19 protein-coding genes are annotated in these 19226 nt (G+C 36.4%); 8 read left to right on the top strand and 11 right to left on the bottom strand.

What is annotated here, in order from left to right; all coding sequences use genetic code 11:
* The first annotated feature begins 171 nt into the window (after nucleotides 1–171).
* Entirely contained in the window at nucleotides 172–624 is a 453-nt protein-coding gene (locus ACFQ3N_RS07605; protein WP_390361097.1) for a YndM family protein, read from the top strand.
* A 527-nt stretch (nucleotides 625–1151) separates the two neighbouring features.
* On the opposite strand, the gene ACFQ3N_RS07600 is transcribed toward ACFQ3N_RS07605, so the two are convergent.
* The gene (locus tag ACFQ3N_RS07600) at nucleotides 1152–1673 is read right to left on the bottom strand and encodes a hypothetical protein (protein ID WP_390361095.1); all 522 of its coding nucleotides are present in this window, start codon (nucleotides 1671–1673) and stop codon (nucleotides 1152–1154) included.
* 168 nt (nucleotides 1674–1841) lie between these two features.
* Between ACFQ3N_RS07600 and ACFQ3N_RS07595 the strand changes: the two genes are divergently transcribed.
* Nucleotides 1842–3575, top strand: coding sequence for a methyl-accepting chemotaxis protein (locus tag ACFQ3N_RS07595; RefSeq protein WP_390361093.1), 1734 nt, complete (start codon nucleotides 1842–1844; stop codon nucleotides 3573–3575).
* 48 nt (nucleotides 3576–3623) lie between these two features.
* Here ACFQ3N_RS07595 and ACFQ3N_RS07590 read toward each other — a convergent pair whose 3' ends face one another.
* Complete coding sequence (locus ACFQ3N_RS07590; RefSeq protein WP_390361091.1) at nucleotides 3624–4193, bottom strand: DNA-3-methyladenine glycosylase I; 570 nt, start codon at nucleotides 4191–4193, stop codon at nucleotides 3624–3626.
* Nucleotides 4194–4209: 16 nt separating this feature from the next.
* On the bottom strand, nucleotides 4210–5052 hold the full coding sequence (locus tag ACFQ3N_RS07585) for a sulfurtransferase (protein WP_390361089.1): 843 nt from the start codon (nucleotides 5050–5052) through the stop codon (nucleotides 4210–4212).
* 277 nt (nucleotides 5053–5329) lie between these two features.
* Between ACFQ3N_RS07585 and pepT the strand changes: the two genes are divergently transcribed.
* Nucleotides 5330–6553: a peptidase T gene (gene pepT, locus ACFQ3N_RS07580; protein WP_390361087.1), complete on the top strand. Its 1224-nt coding sequence runs from the start codon at nucleotides 5330–5332 to the stop codon at nucleotides 6551–6553.
* Between the two features lie 43 nt (nucleotides 6554–6596).
* On the opposite strand, the gene ACFQ3N_RS07575 is transcribed toward pepT, so the two are convergent.
* From ACFQ3N_RS07575 to ACFQ3N_RS07560, 4 genes are all read right to left on the bottom strand, one after another.
* Entirely contained in the window at nucleotides 6597–7769 is a 1173-nt protein-coding gene (locus ACFQ3N_RS07575; RefSeq protein ID WP_390361086.1) for an MFS transporter, read from the bottom strand.
* Between the two features lie 68 nt (nucleotides 7770–7837).
* A complete protein-coding gene (locus ACFQ3N_RS07570; RefSeq protein WP_390361084.1) occupies nucleotides 7838–7969 on the bottom strand; it encodes a hypothetical protein in 132 nt (43 codons plus the stop codon).
* A gap of 313 nt (nucleotides 7970–8282) precedes the next feature.
* Nucleotides 8283–8429: a hypothetical protein gene (locus tag ACFQ3N_RS07565; protein WP_390361082.1), complete on the bottom strand. Its 147-nt coding sequence runs from the start codon at nucleotides 8427–8429 to the stop codon at nucleotides 8283–8285.
* Nucleotides 8430–8543: 114 nt separating this feature from the next.
* On the bottom strand, nucleotides 8544–9152 hold the full coding sequence (locus ACFQ3N_RS07560) for an alpha/beta hydrolase (protein ID WP_390361080.1): 609 nt from the start codon (nucleotides 9150–9152) through the stop codon (nucleotides 8544–8546).
* 180 nt (nucleotides 9153–9332) lie between these two features.
* On the opposite strand from ACFQ3N_RS07560, the gene ACFQ3N_RS07555 reads away from it, so the two are divergent.
* Together ACFQ3N_RS07555 and ACFQ3N_RS07550 are read left to right on the top strand one after the other, a co-directional pair.
* The gene (locus ACFQ3N_RS07555) at nucleotides 9333–10370 is read left to right on the top strand and encodes a D-alanyl-D-alanine carboxypeptidase family protein (RefSeq protein WP_390361078.1); all 1038 of its coding nucleotides are present in this window, start codon (nucleotides 9333–9335) and stop codon (nucleotides 10368–10370) included.
* 613 nt (nucleotides 10371–10983) lie between these two features.
* Entirely contained in the window at nucleotides 10984–11490 is a 507-nt protein-coding gene (locus tag ACFQ3N_RS07550) for a hypothetical protein (protein WP_390361077.1), read from the top strand.
* Between the two features lie 956 nt (nucleotides 11491–12446).
* Here the strand turns inward: ACFQ3N_RS07550 and ACFQ3N_RS07545 are convergent.
* Together ACFQ3N_RS07545 and ACFQ3N_RS07540 are read right to left on the bottom strand one after the other, a co-directional pair.
* Nucleotides 12447–12899 carry an SRPBCC family protein gene (locus tag ACFQ3N_RS07545; RefSeq protein ID WP_390361075.1) on the bottom strand — a complete coding sequence of 151 codons (453 nt, stop codon included), beginning with the start codon at nucleotides 12897–12899 and terminating at the stop codon, nucleotides 12447–12449.
* 196 nt (nucleotides 12900–13095) lie between these two features.
* Nucleotides 13096–13638 (bottom strand): HD domain-containing protein, encoded by a 543-nt coding sequence (locus tag ACFQ3N_RS07540; protein WP_390361073.1) that lies wholly within the window; start codon nucleotides 13636–13638, stop codon nucleotides 13096–13098.
* Between the two features lie 444 nt (nucleotides 13639–14082).
* On the opposite strand from ACFQ3N_RS07540, the gene ACFQ3N_RS07535 reads away from it, so the two are divergent.
* Genes ACFQ3N_RS07535 through ACFQ3N_RS07525 form a run of 3 tightly spaced genes read left to right on the top strand, consistent with a single transcriptional unit; the run spans nucleotide 14083 to nucleotide 17668 of the window.
* Nucleotides 14083–14829, top strand: a complete 747-nt coding sequence (locus ACFQ3N_RS07535) for a DeoR/GlpR family DNA-binding transcription regulator (RefSeq protein WP_390361071.1) — start codon at nucleotides 14083–14085, stop codon at nucleotides 14827–14829.
* A gap of 4 nt (nucleotides 14830–14833) precedes the next feature.
* Nucleotides 14834–15751, top strand: coding sequence for a 1-phosphofructokinase (pfkB, locus tag ACFQ3N_RS07530; RefSeq protein WP_390361070.1), 918 nt, complete (start codon nucleotides 14834–14836; stop codon nucleotides 15749–15751).
* A 12-nt stretch (nucleotides 15752–15763) separates the two neighbouring features.
* Entirely contained in the window at nucleotides 15764–17668 is a 1905-nt protein-coding gene (locus ACFQ3N_RS07525; protein ID WP_390361068.1) for a PTS fructose transporter subunit IIABC, read from the top strand.
* A gap of 539 nt (nucleotides 17669–18207) precedes the next feature.
* On the opposite strand, the gene ACFQ3N_RS07520 is transcribed toward ACFQ3N_RS07525, so the two are convergent.
* Together ACFQ3N_RS07520 and ACFQ3N_RS07515 are read right to left on the bottom strand one after the other, a co-directional pair.
* A complete protein-coding gene (locus ACFQ3N_RS07520; RefSeq protein ID WP_390361066.1) occupies nucleotides 18208–18660 on the bottom strand; it encodes a DUF2269 domain-containing protein in 453 nt (150 codons plus the stop codon).
* A gap of 118 nt (nucleotides 18661–18778) precedes the next feature.
* Nucleotides 18779–19177, bottom strand: a complete 399-nt coding sequence (locus tag ACFQ3N_RS07515) for a hypothetical protein (RefSeq protein ID WP_390361064.1) — start codon at nucleotides 19175–19177, stop codon at nucleotides 18779–18781.
* Between the last annotated feature and the right edge of the window lie 49 nt (nucleotides 19178–19226).

Below are 19226 nucleotides of genomic sequence, written 5' to 3'. Positions count from 1 at the left end.
TACTTCCTTTCTAAAAATAATACAATCAGTTTATCATTGTGCACCTATTGTACCAAAAGATTAATATTACTTGATGTATTTTCTTGCCAATGCATAGTTTCCTTTATTTTTTAAAACAATAATACCAATACTAGCTACAAAATTCCGTAACAAAAGGGTGGTCATCATTCCATGAATCATTTAAAAGCACTGGGCATTAAATATATTTTTACTATGATTGTTATCTTCTCTATCTTTGGCATTTTTTATAACGCTTCATTAGGCCGTTTATTTTGGATTAGTGTACTTGTGACTGGCGTTGCATATCTTATTGGAGATTTATTTCTACTACCGAGGTTTGGTAATCTTGTTGCCTCTATTGCAGATTTCGGTTTAGCGTTCATTGCATTTTGGGTTTTAGGAAACCTTTTAATTCAAGTTTCTATACAAATCATTCCAGTTTCTCTTTTTGCCGCTTTCTTTATAACTTGCTGTGAACCTTTATTTCATACCTATATGGAAGAACGCGTTTTACATAAACGTCGTGAAGTCCGCCCATCACACCGGTTACAAACTGAAGTCGCAGAAGAAAACGATGTATACACAATTACCGATAAAAATAAAAAGACTGACACAGACAACTGATACCGACCATTATATGCTAATTAGAAAACTTGGCTTATCGCCAGCCTTAATGGCGGAAGCCTTAGTTGCACTTATGCAGATTAGAAAGTTTTATACTTTCTTATCTGTGAAACAAAAGCGCAAGCGCCCGTTTAGCGACGTATGGGCTGCGCCCGCGATATCGCGGGTGGGTCGACGTTTCCGCGCAAAGCGGTGGTTTTAATCGATCTTCCATATCCGCATGAGATTCACTCCAGAGTATAAGATTCACTCTGACTTTCGCCATTATTGGCGAAAAGTCAAGTTCATCTAAAAAGGAAACATGCCCCTTCATAGGGGTATGCCGACGTTGGGCCGGGATCCCGCTTTTAGTCGGCCTTCCTTTGCTAAGCGATTCGATGTTGACTTATCGTAAGGAGGATCAGGAAACCCACTAAGCGCTGGAGCTGGACGTGGCTTAAGCAGTTAATAAGTTACCCACAGGCTCCTAATTTTATAATTTCCTAAGCTAAAAAAAGAGACTATTTCATCTTACCTGAAATAGTCTCTTAATTATCATTCCAAACAATTTCACCAGATTGTTCTTCATGATCAATTTTTACATCAAAGTTGTGTTTGCTATAAAAATGTTTTAACCGATTTACATGACCAAAGTCTCTTTCTACAAGATCACCGGTAATATATTGTAAATTCTCTTCTCGTGCTAGTTCTTTCAAATGTTTCATTAGGATAGAACCGTAGCCTTTGTTTTCTTCACCTTTAATATCTGCAATATGCAAACAATGATCTTTTTTATATTTAGCTTCAATAGCAGAATCCCAATTGCCACGATATGGTTTTCCACAGTCATGTAACATTAACTGAAAAGTTTCGCTACCTTTATCGGCATATACAACAACCCATTCGTCATCATTTGTTTGATCAATGCTCACCACTTCTGCCTTTTTCGCTATTTTCTTTATATTTTCCTGCATACGAAATAGTTGAATCTCTAACGTATCAAGTTCTTCTCTTAATTCATCTTTATTTTTTGTCGCTTCTTTTTCCGAAAACATGGTTTGTATTGCCATACTTATCCCTCCTATCTAAAATACACAATTTAATATTTTACTAGAAATAAGGGGATAATTTCAAGAGGTCTATAAAATTTTTTAATTTATATAATTAATTATGCACTTTATACTTAGTAGAATTTAGTCGATATATAGAGAAAAAGAAACTGACAGTTGGGGGTTCATATGAAAAAGAATAAAAAGAAAAAAAGTCGTAATCTATTTAATTGGAAAAATGTCAGAATTGGCCGTAAATACGTAACTGTATTTTTCTTAACTGCATTATTGTTCATTGTTGCAGGCGGTATTGTTTATCTACAACTACATAAAGGACAAGAGGATATTGAGGCAATTGATCAAAATAGTGAACGTGTTAACGATATGGTTCAAATGTCATCTATTATCCAATTAAAAGATGTACAAATTGCCGATTACATACTTACAAAGAGTGAGAATTATGCAGATGCTTTTAATGATTATCGTTCAGAGTTGGATTCCTTAACCAATAGCATAGAACCAACATTAAAAACGAACGAACAAAAGTCATTATTTAATGAAATAAAGAAAAAGAACGACGAAATTAATGAGATGTTTCTTACGGATGTGGATGAGGCTGTTAATAATGGGCAAGATTACATGGCTAGATCAATAAGGGATCGTTCCTCTGAACTAAGAAATAATACTATAGTTTTAGTAGATGAATTGATTAGTAACGTAAAAGCGGATCAAGCAACTGCTGTGCAGAATGCGAAGAATAGTATGAGTTCCAGTATTATCATTTTAGGAATTGCCATCCTTTCAGCGATTTTAATTGGCACTGTTTTGCTACTCGTTGTCAGTCGCAGAATTACAACAAGCCTAAAAAAAGTTGTAAATGTCACTTCAGAAGTAGCGAATGGTAATTTAGCTATAAAATCGATAGATTATGATGGTAAAGATGAAATTGGCCAGTTAACTGCTGCTGTAAATCAAATGAAAGATAATATTCGTTCGATTCTATTCAAAGTATCCGACGCCTCCCAATCTGTATCATCTAGAAGTGAAGAGTTAACACAATCGGCTAATGAGGTTAAAGAAGGTAACGAACAAATTGCTTCAACGATGGAAGAACTTTCTTCAGGGTCTGAGACACAAGCAACTAGCGCATCAGATTTATCGGAAAATATGAGTGATTTTGTTCAGAAAGTGAAGCAGTCCGAATTACACGGCCAAGACGTTGCTGCCACTTCAGACGAAGTACTCCAATTAACAACAGATGGCACTGCACTAATGGAAAAATCAGTATCTCAAATGAAGCGAATAGACAAAATTGTTTCCGATTCAGTTGATAAAGTTCAAGGATTAGACAAGCAATCTGATAAAATTTCAAAATTAGTACTTGTCATTAAAGACATAGCTGACCAAACAAATCTATTATCACTAAATGCGGCTATTGAAGCTGCCAGGGCAGGTGAACATGGTAAAGGGTTCGCTGTAGTTGCAGATGAAGTAAGAAAGCTCGCTGAACAGGTAACATCTTCTGTAACTGAAATTACAACCATTGTAACAAGCATCCAGACCGAAACAGGAAATGTTGTAAGTTCCTTAAATGAAGGTTATGACGAAGTTAAAGAAGGAACGACACAAATTGAGAAAACAGGGCAAAATTTTGAGACGATTAATAGCTCTGTTTCTGACATGGTTTCAAAAATTTCATCCATTTCAACTAGCTTAAAAGAGATTACAGAAAACAGTAATGACATGAACAATCTTATTGCAGAAATTGCTTCTGTTTCTGAAGAGTCTGCTGCAGGAGTTGAGCAAGCTGCAGCATCTGCCCAGCAAACTTCCAGCTCTATGGAAGAAGTATCACACAGTGCTGATGAATTAGCTACTTTAGCGGAAAAGTTAAATGAGGAAATTAAAGTGTTTAAACTTTAAGATTTTAAGCAGAAAACAGCTACTACATTAAACGTAGTAGCTGTTTTCTCATTTTGGAGATTTCCCGAGGTATAAGAAACAATCCTTAACATGGTCATTAACCATACCAGTAGCTTGCATAAACGCATAACATATCGTTGGACCGACAAATTTAAACCCACGCTTCTTTAAGTCTTTACTCATTTGTACTGATTCGTTTGTAGATGCTGGGATATCCGCATGTGAATCCCAATCGTTTAAAATGATTTCTCCCCCAACAAAGCTCCAGATATAAGCATCAAAGCTACCGAATTCTTTTTGCACCCTGATAAATGCTTGAGCATTTGTTACTACAGAGTTAACTTTTAGCTTATTTCTAATAATACCTTCATCTTGTAATAGTTCATTTATCTTACGCTCATTATATTTACTGACTTTAAAAGGGTTAAAATCATCGAACGCTTTTCGGTAATTTTCACGTCGCTTCAATATAGTAATCCAGCTTAGTCCAGCTTGAGCACCTTCAAGTGAAAGCATTTCAAATAAATCCTGGTCATCATGTGTGGGGCGCCCCCATTCATGATCATGATATTCAATATATAATGGATCTTTTGTTACCCATTCACACCTGCTTCTCATACAACTAATCCTCCGTTTATTCTTCCTTTGTCTCTACTTCGTTTTCATCATATGAAATCCAATCACTATAACTACCTGGATATAGTCTCACATTTTTATACCCTATAGCTTTTAATGCAAGAACATTAGGGCATGCAGATACACCAGACCCACAGGACACAATAATTTCATCATCTTTTGATAAAGAGCTGAAATGACTTTTCAGTTGATCATCCTTTTTCCAAGAACCATCCTCATTCAAAACGTCTTTCCATACGAAATTTTTCGCACCAGGGATGTGACCTGCTTTAGCATACATCGGTTCCGATTTTCCTAAATACCTATCTTTTCCTCTTGAGTCCAGTAGCACAGCTTTATTATCACTCATTTTCTCTTTCACTTCTTCAATATGCACAACCTGGTCTTCTTGGAACACTGGGTGAAATTCTTTTGTTTCTAGTGCAGGAATTTCATCAGTAACTTCATTGCCCTCTGACACCCAGCGCTCATAACCACCTTCTAATACGTATACTTTTTTATGTCCTAAATAATGAAGCAACCACCACATTCGTGCTGCAAACATGTCATTTGACTGGTCATAAATAACAACTGTAGTATGATGGTCAATTCCGATATTCCCTATTTTATTAGCAAACATATTCATATCAGGTAACGGGTGGTTTCCACCGTGTTTTTCAACTTTTCCCGATAAGTCCTTTTTTAAGTCCATGTAAATTGCACCAGGAATGTGGTCTTCTAAGTATACTTTTCTGCCTGCATCTGGATCATTCAATTGAAACCGGACATCGACAATAACCGTATTATTTTGTTTGTTTTCCAACCTTTTTTTAAGTCTACTTATGCTAATTAAAAAAGACATGTTATCCCTCCATGAAATTTCATTTAATTGATTTTACTTTTACTCCAAAACAATCTTCTCACATAATTCGTACTAGCTACCATTTATTTGACTACATGCTACCTGATTCTTATTGTATTACCTCCTATAGCAGTCTTATAACCAACTAACTTATTATTTTTCAAATACTTCGTTATATAATACATTCGAGATGAAGTAGTGTTTTCCTCTTAGAAAATACTTCGAGTTACGATATACTTATAGTAGGATTCGATTATTCATATAGGAGGGGTTATAAATGAAGGAAGAAATTATGGAGCGTTTCACTACATACGCAAAAATCGACACGCAATCCAATGAAAAAAATGAGAATACTCCATCGTCACGAGGTCAACTCAAGTTAGCTGAATTATTAGTAACCGAACTAAAAGGAATCGGCATGAAAGACGTAACAATTGATGATTATGGTTATGTCATGGCGACACTACCTGCCAACACCCAAAGAGATGTCCCAATAATTGGCTTTTTAGCACATTTGGATACATCAACTGACTTTACAGGGAAGGATGTTGATCCACAAATTGTTGAAAATTTTGATGGCAAAGATTTAAATCTGAATGAGGATGTCATATTATCTGCAACAGAGTTTCCAGAGCTACCTAGCTACAAAGGGCATACACTGATCACTACAGATGGCACAACACTACTTGGAGCAGATAACAAAGCAGGAATTACTGAAATTATGACTGCTATGGAGTATTTAATTAATCACCCTGAAGTTAAGCACGGGAAAATCCGTGTAGCGTTTACTCCTGATGAAGAAATCGGGCGTGGACCTCATAAATTTGATGTAGAACGCTTTAATGCATCATATGCTTATACCGTAGATGGAGGGCCACTTGGTGAACTGCAGTATGAAAGCTTTAATGCAGCTGCTGCTAGAGTTACGTTTAAGGGAAACAGTGTTCATCCCGGTACTGCTAAAAATAAAATGATTAACGCCGGGAAAATGGCTGCTGAATTCATTGGTCATTTTCCTGACCTAGAGTCACCAGAACATACAGAAAAATATGAAGGATTTTATCATTTAAATTCCGTTAATGGGAATGTTGAAAATACAGAAGTCACCTATATCATTCGTGATTTTGAAAAGGATAATTTTGAAAAAAGAAAAACATTCATGAAAAAGGCTGTAAAGGATGTTAAAGAAAAGTATGGTGAAGATAGCGTTGTTCTAGAAATGTCTGATCAGTACTACAATATGCGGGAAAAAATCGAACCCGTAAAAGAAATTGTAGATATTGCATATCAAGCTATGGTTAACCTTGAAATCGATCCATTAGTAAAGCCAGTACGTGGCGGAACAGATGGCTCACAGATTTCATACATGGGATTACCTACTCCAAATATTTTTACTGGTGGAGAGAATTTTCATGGTAAATTCGAGTACATTTCAGTAAATAACATGGAAAAAGCAACCAATGTAATCGTGGAAATTTGCCGTTTATTTGAAGAAAAATAACCTATGACAGATGTCAGGTTCCATGGATTGGAACCTGACATTATTATATTTTAATAAATAATGAAGCTACCAACCCAGTTACAAGCAGTAATGCCAATATGACAAACGTTAGTACATAACTCCCTATTCCCATTAAAGCTATAGCTGTAACAGGACCTAGCGTTGCTCCAATAAATAAAATAAATGCGTAAAATGCAGCAGCAACTGCTCTATGTTGGCCACCTAATTCACCAACTAACATCATAATTGCGGGGAAGATCAGGGATATGCCTGTTACATATAACACACTCATAATGACGAGGTATATGATGTTAGCAACAAGCCCTAAAAATAACAAACCAATTACTGCTATAAAAAGACCAAACCTAAGTATAGGTAGTAACCCATATTTTTCAACAAAGATACCTGTAAACGGGGAAATTATCATTCCCACTATACCAAACGCTCGAACATATAATATTTCCTTGGCTGTTAGATGGAATGGTGAGCTACTTAAGTAATCTCCTAACACCGTATACATTCCAATGAACGTTAACAAAAGTATAATGGTAATGCCATAACATAAAAGAAAGTTTTGTTGCTGAAAGATTCTTTTGACTTGGAGAAAAAAGTAACCTAACCCTTGTGTCTTGGGGAGACTTGCCCTAGGTAGTATGAAAAAAACAGCGAGCGCTGTAACAAAATAGATAACCCCAAATACGAAGAAGACAATTTTCCAATCAAACGTTTGATCAATAATTCCAGCAACTACTTGACCGAAAATACCTGCTGTTACATATCCAAAACTTATGAATCCAATAGCAGTTACTAGTTTTCCTTTCGGGAACACGTCAAATACATACGCTATTGCTGTGGGAGCAAACGAAGCTGCAAAAAATCCTTGTATCCCTCGTAAAACCACTAACCAAAAAAAGTGATCAACAAAACCAATCAAACACGTTATGATCGTTAGTGATGTTAATCCAAAAACTATGATTTGTTTTCGTCCAAACCTGTCAGCTAGTGGCCCAAAAATTAAGAAACCAATCGCATAAAATAAAGAGAAAACACTACTAGTCCATGCAGCCATTGCAGGAGTGATTTGAAAAATAGTCGAAAATACTGGAATTAGTGGTGTTGTTACATAAACACTTGAAACGACAATTAACGCACACCAAAATAGCAATAATGTTAATAACCGATAATTTTGTCTTGGTGTACTCATCACCTCACCCACATGCATACCCTCCCTTAGACATTCCTTCTAATAAGCGTATGAAAAATAGGTGATGATTGTTAACTATACTATAATAGTATACCTTCTACTGCTTGCATTACATTATAGGCACCTTCACCCTTATTTGACGGTATAGCAAGTTTAACACCCTTAGATGAATATACTGCAGCATGAAAACTAACACCCGGATCATATCCCATTATATGATACTTGGAAATTTCCCCGTCATTTTTATAAGAAAATTATGTAATTGGTTTATGTTGTACATAGGCGACCTCCAAAGCTCCTCAAAATCACCCCTAATCGACTCGTCAAAGTATTCTGGTATTCCAGAACTATGTGTCAAGAGATGATGAACGGTTATCGTTTTATCAAAATGAGGAAATGATATATCTAGACATTCCTGCAAAGGTGTCTAGAAGGTAATGTCCCCTCTTTCAACGAGTAGACAAATCCCTAACCTGTAAATAGTTTACAACCTAAAGGCTATCCCAAACCTTGTACCAATGGTGTTTATAAATTGGTCTGATCGTTAATGTACCCGTGCGAAGATTTGTGTACTACTTCTTCGTTTTCATCTACATAAACGACACCTGAAAAATCTGCACTTAGTGCTGTAGCATCAATTGCTTGTTTCAGTTTTGTATGGATGTTGGTCACTCCTATTTCTAATTCGCAACTTCCGCCTTTATTTTAACATGATTTATAAGAATTTTCCGTTTTTTTAAAGCCAAAAAAAGAGCTTATCATTCTAACGATAAGCTCTGCATTGTATTAACCATAATACGTTTGATACCATTTCGCAGCCTGTTCAACTTCACCTTTTGTTAGTTGGTGACCTTGACTTTCCCAATGTAATTGAACATTAGCATTTGCTTCACTTAGTAGTTTTTCCAAATCTACAGTTTCTTTTGGTGAACAAATTGGATCATTATCTCCCGCTCCAATGAATACTGGTGTGTTCTCAAGTTCAGGCAAGTCAACGCCTCTTCTTGGCACCATAGGGTGATGCAGGATAGCTCCTTTTAGAGCGTTTTTATAATGGAACAATAAACTTCCGGCAATGTTTGCTCCATTTGAATAACCGATAGCAACAATATTGTCACGATCAAACCCATAATCCTGTGCAGCTTGATCCAGGAATTCGTAAAGTTCTTTTGTACGGAATATTAAATCTTCTTCATCAAAAACACCTTCTGCAAGACGACGAAAAAAACGGGGCATGCCATTTTCAGTTACATTCCCTCGAACACTTAGCACAGAAGCAGTGCTGTCAATCATCTCAGCAAGAGGTAATAAATCATTCTCCGTTCCACCTGTTCCATGCAACAATAGGAGCGTTGGCTTATTTTTATCCGATCCTTCATTAAATATATGCTTCAATATTATCTTCCTTTCTATAGTTAGGTAATCATTAATAGGTATATGAATGTAAAAATATTGTATAGGATAGGGTAATCTATATCAACTATTCTATTTCTAACCCGTTCTCTTTTATGCTATTCTATGAGAAGATATAAACAGTTACACACTTACACGAAAGGCATAGGAGAGATATTAATTATGTTTAAAAACAGCCTAACAATTGCCTTAGCATTAGTAGCAATAGCATTTTTGGTAACGGCATGTAATACAGAAGAAGATCCTGAAACAAAGCCTCCAGAAAAGAAGGAAGATGATACAACAATACCTGATTCAAAGGAACCTGAGGAAAAGGAGGAAATCATTGTAGAAGCTCCAGATTCAAATCTCCAAAAGAAGGATGAAGGAAAATCAGTTCAGCTTCTCCAAGAAGCTTTAAATGAAATTGGTTATTCGATAACAGCCGATGGAGTATATGAAGAGACAACAACCTGGGCCATTACTGATTTCCAACTACAATATGAAGAATTACAGGTGACTGGTGTTTATAACAAAAAAACCAGAAAGGCTCTTGATGAAACTATTTCCGGTAATGGAGACATAGAGCCAGGTTTAGGCCTTCCACAAGCGAAGGAGACTAGCACTACAGATGAAGGGGCTGCAATCTTAAATAACCCTTACGATCAATTAGCATTAGTAAATAAAGAGAATGCATTACCATCTGACTATATTCCTAGTGATTTAGTATATCCAAATGTTCGATTCCCTTTTCCTGATGAGATACCGAAGAGACAAATGCGTCAAGTTGCTGCAGACGCTTTAGAAAGAATGTTTGACGCAGCAGATCAAGACGGACTAGATTTATTTGCACAATCTGGCTACCGTTCCTATAACACTCAGGATAGCATTTTCGCATCTAATGCAAGACAATATGGTGAAGAAGCCGCAAATAATTTCAGCGCACGCCCTGGTGAAAGTGAGCATCAAACAGGATTAACAATGGATATTACTAGTCCAGACGTTAATTATGAGTTGATTGTTGAGTTTGGTGAAACAGACGAAGGTAAGTGGGTTAAAGAGCACGCTGCCGAATACGGCTTTATCATTCGTTTCCTTGAAGGGAAAGAAGACATTACACAATATCAATATGAACCATGGCACTTACGTTTTGTAGGAGAAAAGGCAGCTACAGAAATGGCGGAAAAAGGGATTACATTAGAAGAATACTTGGTTAATTAAATAAGATCCTGTTCAATATGAACAGGATCTTTTTATATTGAAGGCTGTTTTTGTACGCATTGTTGCTTTTTCATCTTCATAGTTGATATATATTGCGACGTAACTTATTCGTGGATTTGCTTTTTCCGACACCGAGTGCTATACAACCGCTTCGGCAGAACACTTCGCTTTTTGTGGGCACGGCCTCAGCCAGGGTACTACTTGAATCCTCTTCTAAGTTCCCTTGCGCCGAGGAAGCATACTTCGAAGCGTTATTAGAAAACTTGGCATTCGGCATGCCTTTACGACGGCCCATAGTTGCACTTATGCAGAATAGCAAAGTTTTCTTTTCTATTCTTCCTAGAAGACGCAGGCGTACTATGCGGGGTCTTTGGACACGTGCTGTTCTCTAAAAATGCGTCAGCATGAAGAAACTCACCAGCCTCCCTAAGGTACGCGAAGTGTATTTCCAGAGCGAGTAAAAGCACCAACCATCATCTCAAGTTACGTCGCAATATATATCTATTCTCTCAAAAGAACAGCCAAATTGAAAAAAATATTTGTTTAGTAAATAGACAAATGTGGAAATGACATTTGATAGATTAAAGGGTGGTGAATAAGGATGTTTGGCGTTTTGGATTTCTTAAAATTGGCTTTATCTATATTTATTATTTTACCAATTGTATCTATAACGAGAGAATTAGGATACGTAATAGCCAGTAAGTTATTCGGTGCTAAAGAAACGAAAATAACGATTGGTTCAGGACCTCACTTTTTCAAGTTTTGGTTGTTAGAGGTAAGAAAATATTACTTCATGTATAGTTGGTGTTCCTATGACTCATTAAGAACGGATGCCAAATTAGCACATATCATTATATACTCATCCCCTATAGTTGCTAATGTGTCAGTAGCCTTCATCATAAATGCTTTATTAGCAAATGACATGTTGGATATGGTTACCTTTTGGAATCAATTTATATTTTATTCTTTTTATTTTGTACTTTTCGATGCCATTCCGATGTATTACCCTGACGGACAACCAAGTAGCGGTAGAGTTATTTTTGATTTAATTCGTTATGGTAAACGAAGTGATTTCGAACGCAGTGATCCACAGCTAGATACTACAACCTATGAAGATTAATAAATAATAAAAGGCGCTCCTAAGCTAACGGGTTCCATTACCTACCGCAAAACTCGAAATCACACTATAAAATGTACCTAAATTTGTACAATTAATCGCATTGTATTAGAAGTGGTGTTTCGTAATTAAAAATTTAAAATTCTCTGTTCACTGGACTGAGATTTTTCTTGGCAAATAAAAAAGCATAAAATTTCCTTATTTGCATAAGTGTAACTAAGTTATTCGCCATAAAGGCTTGCACTCCAGAGCATAAGGGACTCTAAGAAAGCAAAGTTCGCTTACTAAGATTCCCTTTAACAAATGCTAAGTTTTCTAATATTTATTTTCAACTCTTTTTGAACTAAAGCATCCTCGTTACTTGATTAGAAACTACACTGCTTGAACATGGAGACAGCCTATCTTTTTTGCGGACTCATTGGACCTTATTTTCTTTCATTATGTATAATTATCGCTGTTGCCGGACACAGCAGACCTTATTTGTAACAGTGCTAGGAGTTATAGCTGTTTTTCCATGCAATAAGATCCCCTGAGTCCGCTCGACCTTAAAAATCACTGTTTTGGACACAAATAAGGGCACTGGGGTCCGCTTAAAATTTCTCCGTCCATTATCTACCTCTTTTCACAAGAAGCGACTGCTCTTCTTGTGCCATCCATAAATATTCAGAATACCTTGTAGAATCAAGGGGAACGAAACGATTCCCAATTTATTGGTAAATTTATGTATGCTAATTTGCATACGAAATTGCAGGTCAAAATGTAGACTTACACTTGCTATTGTTACCAAACAAATCGGGGGTACAAATCACACGACAATTATAATGGATTTTAAACAGTAAATCTCTATTATACCAACAAAAAATGCTCATCAAATTTGCATACAACTTGATGGGCATTTTACGTTACATTTTTAATGTTTGTGATAGGAAAAATAACCCGTTACTCCTAAGCTCCTTTTATTATTCGTTATCTTCTTCTGCTACACGTTTTACACGATCAACAAATTTAACTACTACTCTATCCCCTACTAAAGGCATCAATATTCTTAATAGCCATTTCAATGGTCTATTTGTCGTTGTGTAACGAAAGAATGTCGTTTCGTCATCTATCTTCCTCAACTCATAATGTGCTGTGATTTCAGATAATCTTGCAAGTGTAAAGCCGATTTTCAGTTCCTTATAGTCTGGTTGGTCCGTATATATTAATGTCTCAACATCATATTCCTGAACACGCTTACCTTCTTGGTATTTTTGCCGAAAGACGCTGCCGACTCCTTCAACCGTTTCTGTTATAGGAGTATTCTCTACAACATTCGGCATTATTTTTTGCATATCCTCAAGCGACCCATTAAACAATTCCCATACATTATTTATAGGGGCATTTATTTCGGTATCTTTTGACCATTGTTTCATTAGTATCCTCCATCTATAACGTCATTTAAAATTTTTCTATTAATTATACCAAACAATATATTGTCAATATTATCATAATTCATGAACTGATTTTACAAATGTGGAGTTCTACTAGAATTTTGACAAAAAAAAGAGGAGATGAACAATAGAAGATCTAGGTGAGTAAAGCTGGGGTGTAGTGAGGCATGTGACTTCATTATACAGTTTCTTTTGATTTCTTAATTTGCGTATTGCTTAATTCATTAGTAATTTGCTTGTCCAGTGCACGAATACGTTCTAACGCTATATGTTCTTCAATCGTTTTGTAATGATGATTTCCCCCAGACTGTTCGTCTGCTTCATCAGCAAGTGCAACAACTCGCTGTAATGGTTTTAATTTAAGCTCGCCTGGCAAATAAGAATCGGTATGCAATAAAATAGCGACAGCAATTTCCTTTGCAGCATGTCGATCCTCTCCGATTTTAATTAATAATTTATGCGCACGACTCGCTCCTTTGATGGCATGAATATCATTTTCCTGATATTGGTCATAATCCCATTCCCCATCACGGTACCATGTATAGTGACCTACATCATGAAGCAATGCGGCTTTTGCAGCATGATCAGGATTAACTTGAAACCTTTTAGCAAATATATAAGCATACTCTGCAACAGAAATTGCATGTGCTATACCAGATCTTTTCAAATGCTTCTGAGTTGTAGGATACGTGAAAATTTGTTCTAATGTTACCTTTTCCATTTATATCAACTCCTTATTGATAAAGTTTCTTCATTAAAATTATATTGTATGCGACTATACCACTGTTTTGTTACGTTTTCAATATATAATTACCGTTTTTATTCCATTCTAAACACGAAGTAAAATCTAGAAGCGCCTGAAAGACACGACAAGCATAAGCAAATCGCGTAGTGTGGATGCCTTTATTACACGGAGCCGAACTGCTGATAACTCGATTGTCTAACGCGTTGGAGCTGGACGTGGCTAATTCTATTAATATAGATATCTTTCAATTTTTACTTTTTTTACTAATAAAAAGTAAGTCCCTATCTTATTCCTTCTTCTTCTTTCCTAAATTAAATGATCTTTTGAACGAGGTTGATCGATTATGATTATTTTTGATTGATTTTTGCAACCGTTTACTTTATACTCAAATTAGTAAATTAACTATAAGGTGTTGGTTATATGCTAACTGCTGAAAGACACAGTATTATTATGAACTTATTAAAAGAAATGCAAACGATCACCATACAAGATATAACGGAAGCAACCTCTGCTTCAGATTCAACTATCCGACGAGATTTAACAGAACTCGAGAAACAGGAAAAACTAGAACGTATTCATGGGGGCGCCACGTTAAGCGAACGTAAATTACAAGAATACAGTATTATAGAAAAATCAACCAAAAACCTTCAAGAAAAAATAAACATCGCTAAACACAGTGCAACCTTGGTCCAAAATGGGGATTGTATCTTTCTTGATGCTGGTACAACTACATTGCAGATGATTCCCTATTTAAAGCATAAAGATGTCGTGGTCGTTACAAACGGACTAACGCATTTAGATTCATTAATTGAACATGACATTAAAACATACCTAACCGGCGGATTGATAAAGATAAAAACGAGCGCACTAATCGGTCCTCAGTCCATTCAATCCTTACAAAATTATCACTTTGATAAATGTTTTATAGGGGTTAATGGAATACATTTGGAGTTTGGATATACAACTCCAGACCCAGAAGAAGCTAATATTAAGCAAACAGCAAGTAAGCTTTCCAAGGAAACATACGTATTAGCAGATCATTCAAAGTTTAATAAAGTAAGTTTTGCTAAAATTAATGATTTAAACGAGGCGGATATTATATCAACTAACATTCAACAGCATGAAGTAGAAGCCTTATCAAAAATTACAACCGTAAAGGTGGTATAGCTACATGATTTATACTTGCACGATTACACCATCGATTGATTACACAACGTATTTGACTGAATTTCGTACCGGAAAATTAAATCGAACGAACGAGGTCTACTATTATCCGGGCGGCAAAGGAATTAACGTTTCACGCGTATTGCAAAGACTGGGCATAAAAAGTACTGTTTTAGGTTTTGCTGGAGGCTTTACCGGTGATTACATTAAACAATTTTTACACAATGAACAAATCGAGACAGATTTTATAGCTACACAGGATATTACTCGCATTAATGTGAAAATAAAGTCAGAAGAAGAAACCGAATTAAATGGCCCAGGACCTAGTATCAATCACGAACAACAAAGGGAATTGTTATCAAAAGTAAAAGCATTACAAGTAAATGACTGGTTTGTCTTAGCAGGGAGCCTACCCAATTCGATACCAAAAGCTTTTTATCAAGCTCTATCTGCTGTTTGTCATAAGAATGGTGTTCACTTTGTACTAGATACCTCTGGTACAGCACTTAAAGACTTAGTCCAAACGAAGCCTTTTCTAGTCAAACCTAACCAACAAGAACTTGGTGGCTTATTTGATACAAAAATAAAAACCAAAGAAGAAGCATTATTTTACGCTAAGAAACTTACAGAGGATGGTATTCGACACGTCATTGTCTCGATGGGTGGTGAAGGTGCGCTTCTTGTAACAAAAGATCAAGCATTCTCAGCAAAAGCTCCAAATGGAACTGTTGTTAACACAGTTGGTGCAGGTGATTCGCTAGTATCTGGTTTTTTGGCCTCATATATCCAGTATAAAGATGTGAAAGAAGCTTTTCGTTATGGTGTGGCAAGTGGTAGCGCAACAGCATTCCGTACTGACTTATGCAATAAAGGATCTGTCGAATCATTAGTAAGCGAGATTAGAATTAATTTATTACATGAATAGGATGTGATCGAAATGAAAATAACTGATTTGTTAAGAGAAGAGACGATCATTCTTGATTTAGAATCACGATCAAAACAAAATGTATTGTCAGAGTTAATTGACAAGTTAGATCAAGCAGGAAACCTAAACAACAAAGAGAGTTTCCATAAAGATATACTAGAACGTGAAGACCAGAGTACCACTGGAATTGGTGAAGGTATTGCTATTCCACACGCAAAATCTGGAGCAGTTAAGAAACCCGCCATTGCGTTTGGGCGTTCAACTGATGGCATTGATTATGACTCGCTTGATGGACAGCCTGCACACTTATTTTTCATGATTGCAGCAAGTGAAGGTGCAAACAATGCACATTTGGAAGCACTTTCGAGATTGTCCACCTTTTTAATGGATCAAAAATTCCGCGATAAGATTTTACAAGCCACAACCAAAGAAGATATTATGCGAGCTCTGGATGAAAAAGAAAGAGAGGTAGATGCACCAGAGGAACCGGCTGACTCATCGACCGAATCAAATAAAAAGATCCTTGCTGTGACAGCATGTCCTACCGGAATTGCGCACACTTACATGGCTGCCGAAAAGCTTTCTGAAACAGCAAAAGAAATGGGGATTCCCATTAAAGTAGAAACAAATGGATCAGGTGGAGTCAAGAACCGTCTAACAGACAAAGATATTGAAGATGCTGATACCATTATAGTTGCAGCCGACACAAAAGTAGAAATGGCACGGTTCCATGGGAAGTCTGTTATACAAACTGGTGTTGGGAAAGCAATACACGAAACAACCGACTTATTAAACAGAGCAGTAAATAAAGATGCATCTATATATGAACACGAAAAATCAGATAGTGAATCATCCGATGAAGGCCGAAGTGGATTCTACAAGCACTTAATGAATGGTGTTTCCAACATGCTTCCATTCGTTGTTGGGGGTGGTATTTTAATTGCCCTTTCATTCTTCTGGGGAATAAATGCTGCTGATCCTAATAGTGATGAATATAATGCATTTGCGGCCATGCTCAATGAAATTGGTGGAGGAAAGGCATTCTTCCTAATGGTTCCTGTTCTAGCAGGTTTCATTGCATCCAGTATCGCTGATCGGCCAGGGTTTGCACCAGGTATGGTTGGTGGTTTAATTGCTATCACAGTAACGGGTGTCGAGGAAGCTGGTGGTGGGTCTGGTTTTCTTGGAGGACTAATTGCAGGTTTCCTTGCAGGTTATATTACATTACTAGTCAAAAAGATGTTTGCAGGTTTACCTGATGCGCTTGAAGGCTTAAAGCCGGTATTATTTTATCCATTATTCAGCATTGCTTTTACTGGCATTATTATGATGACTATCAATCCACCATTAACAAGAATATATTCAGGGATCTCCGCATTCTTAGAAGGTATGGGGGGAACCAACCAAATACTAGTGGGTATCATCTTAGGTGCTATGATGGCATTTGACATGGGCGGACCAGTAAATAAAGCTGCTTATACTTTTGGTATTGCTATGCTTGATGCACAAAACTATACGTTTATTGCTACGGTAATGGCAGCTGGTATGGTACCACCACTTGGGATGGCGGTTGCAACAACGTTATTTAAAAAACGATTCACCAAACAAGAACGAGAAGCAGGAAAAACAGCATACCCTCTTGGCTTATGCTTTATCACTGAAGGTGTAATTCCTTTCGCAGCAGCAGACCCTGCACGCGTAATACCTTCTGTAATGGCCGGTGCTGCAGTAACCGGTGGACTAACAATGCTATTTGACATCGGCCTACGCGCACCACATGGTGGTATTTTCGTTATGGGGTTAGTCGAGGGAGGATTCGGAAGCTTCCTTCTTTATGCATTAGCAATCATTACCGGTACAATTGTCACTGCAATGCTTGCCGGATTATTGAAAAAGAATATCAAAGTGACAGCCTAAACGAAAAGAGTGCACCAACATAGAATTAAAGCGGTTTCTCTTAGCATTAAAATTTGGAATACAGATAAAGAAGGTTTTCTGCCACCGCAGAAAGTCAACGACATTTAAATCAACCACAATTCAATAATGGGGTGCAGTTCCGATAGATCAGTAGTATGGGAAGTAATTTTGTTTATATATGCTCTGCATTCCCCTGATATCACCTAACAACATAAAAAATAGCAGGGAAACCTAGGTTTCCCTGCTATTTTTGTGCGAGTGTGCTGTTTATCATCGAATATTGAGATTTATCAGCACTTTTAGGCGTTTTATCAGCACTTTTTACTACTTTATCAGCGAATTTCGATATTTATCAGTATTTGCCTATTTTTAAGTTAATCCTAATGCTAAACAGAAGACACTTACGCTACAACACTTGATACTTCAATAATAAATAATAGCATGTGAGATTTTTTACGATTTCACATGCTAGTTATTTGTTTTGCACCCTTAAAGGGAACCAGTTAACATGGAATGGTGCGTTTTTTTTAGCTATTTAATTAAAACGGCTTTAAAATCATCAAAGCGATCACAATGATAAAGATCATATTTTCAATACGTTCAAAGAAAAATAACTTTTTGGAAAGCATGAAATATTCAGCTGGGATTTCATTTCCCTGTTGTTCTTTTAACAATGCTTTAATTGGTTTAGACCTAGGTGATAACACAGTTGGTCCAAAAGCTAATGCGATTAAAAACAGAACCAAACTAACCACGTACCATCCTTGCCCAAAGAGATACATATTTATAAAACCCATCCATACTCCGGTTATTAATAGCAACGTACCACCAACCATAACGAAAATGTGCAGACGATTACGAATGACGTAAGCATGTTTCAATTCTGTCATGTTGTTAGCTTTGGTAACAATATAAATCATCACAAAACCAGGACCCATACCCAGTATTGCTGAAAAAATATGTATAAAAACGAGAAGCTCATAAAATGTCACGGTAAAAACCCCCATGTTCAAATTCACATTTATTTTATTATATCTATTTACTGTAAACAGGGCTGTGACATTCGACACATTTTACGTTCTAGTTATAACAAGATTGTAGCATGGCACCTTAAGTTGATGATTTTTTCATAGCAAAGTAAACAATGGATATATTAGTAGCTATAAATAACATGAGATGTTCGATCACTACTTCCAACACTGTATGTGATGTATCGACATACAAACCTGCAATCAAAATTACATTTGCTATCCCCATAATAATGATCGTAGCAGCGATAGTGCTAAGTTTCCCAATTAAAAAATCATAAAATGGATTGATTAAAAAGAAAAATGCTATTAAAAATACAATCAAGTAAACCACAATTACAATGATAAATTGTGTGAAGACAGTGAATACTTCCATACCATGGGCTGCAATTCCCTCAAATAAATAAAACAAAAGAATGATTACTGTACCGATAAGGGATGCGGCCGTAATTTCTGAGGTATAGTAAAGTTTTTTCAACATATCAATCACCCCCTATTATATAATTACAACTATCTTACCATGAAATTAT

The organism is Virgibacillus byunsanensis (genome assembly GCF_042675965.1).
Classification (GTDB): Bacteria; Bacillota; Bacilli; order Bacillales; family Amphibacillaceae; genus Virgibacillus_R; species Virgibacillus_R byunsanensis.
Note: the sequence above shows the minus strand (reverse complement) of the source record. Positions and strands in the feature narration are given on the sequence as shown.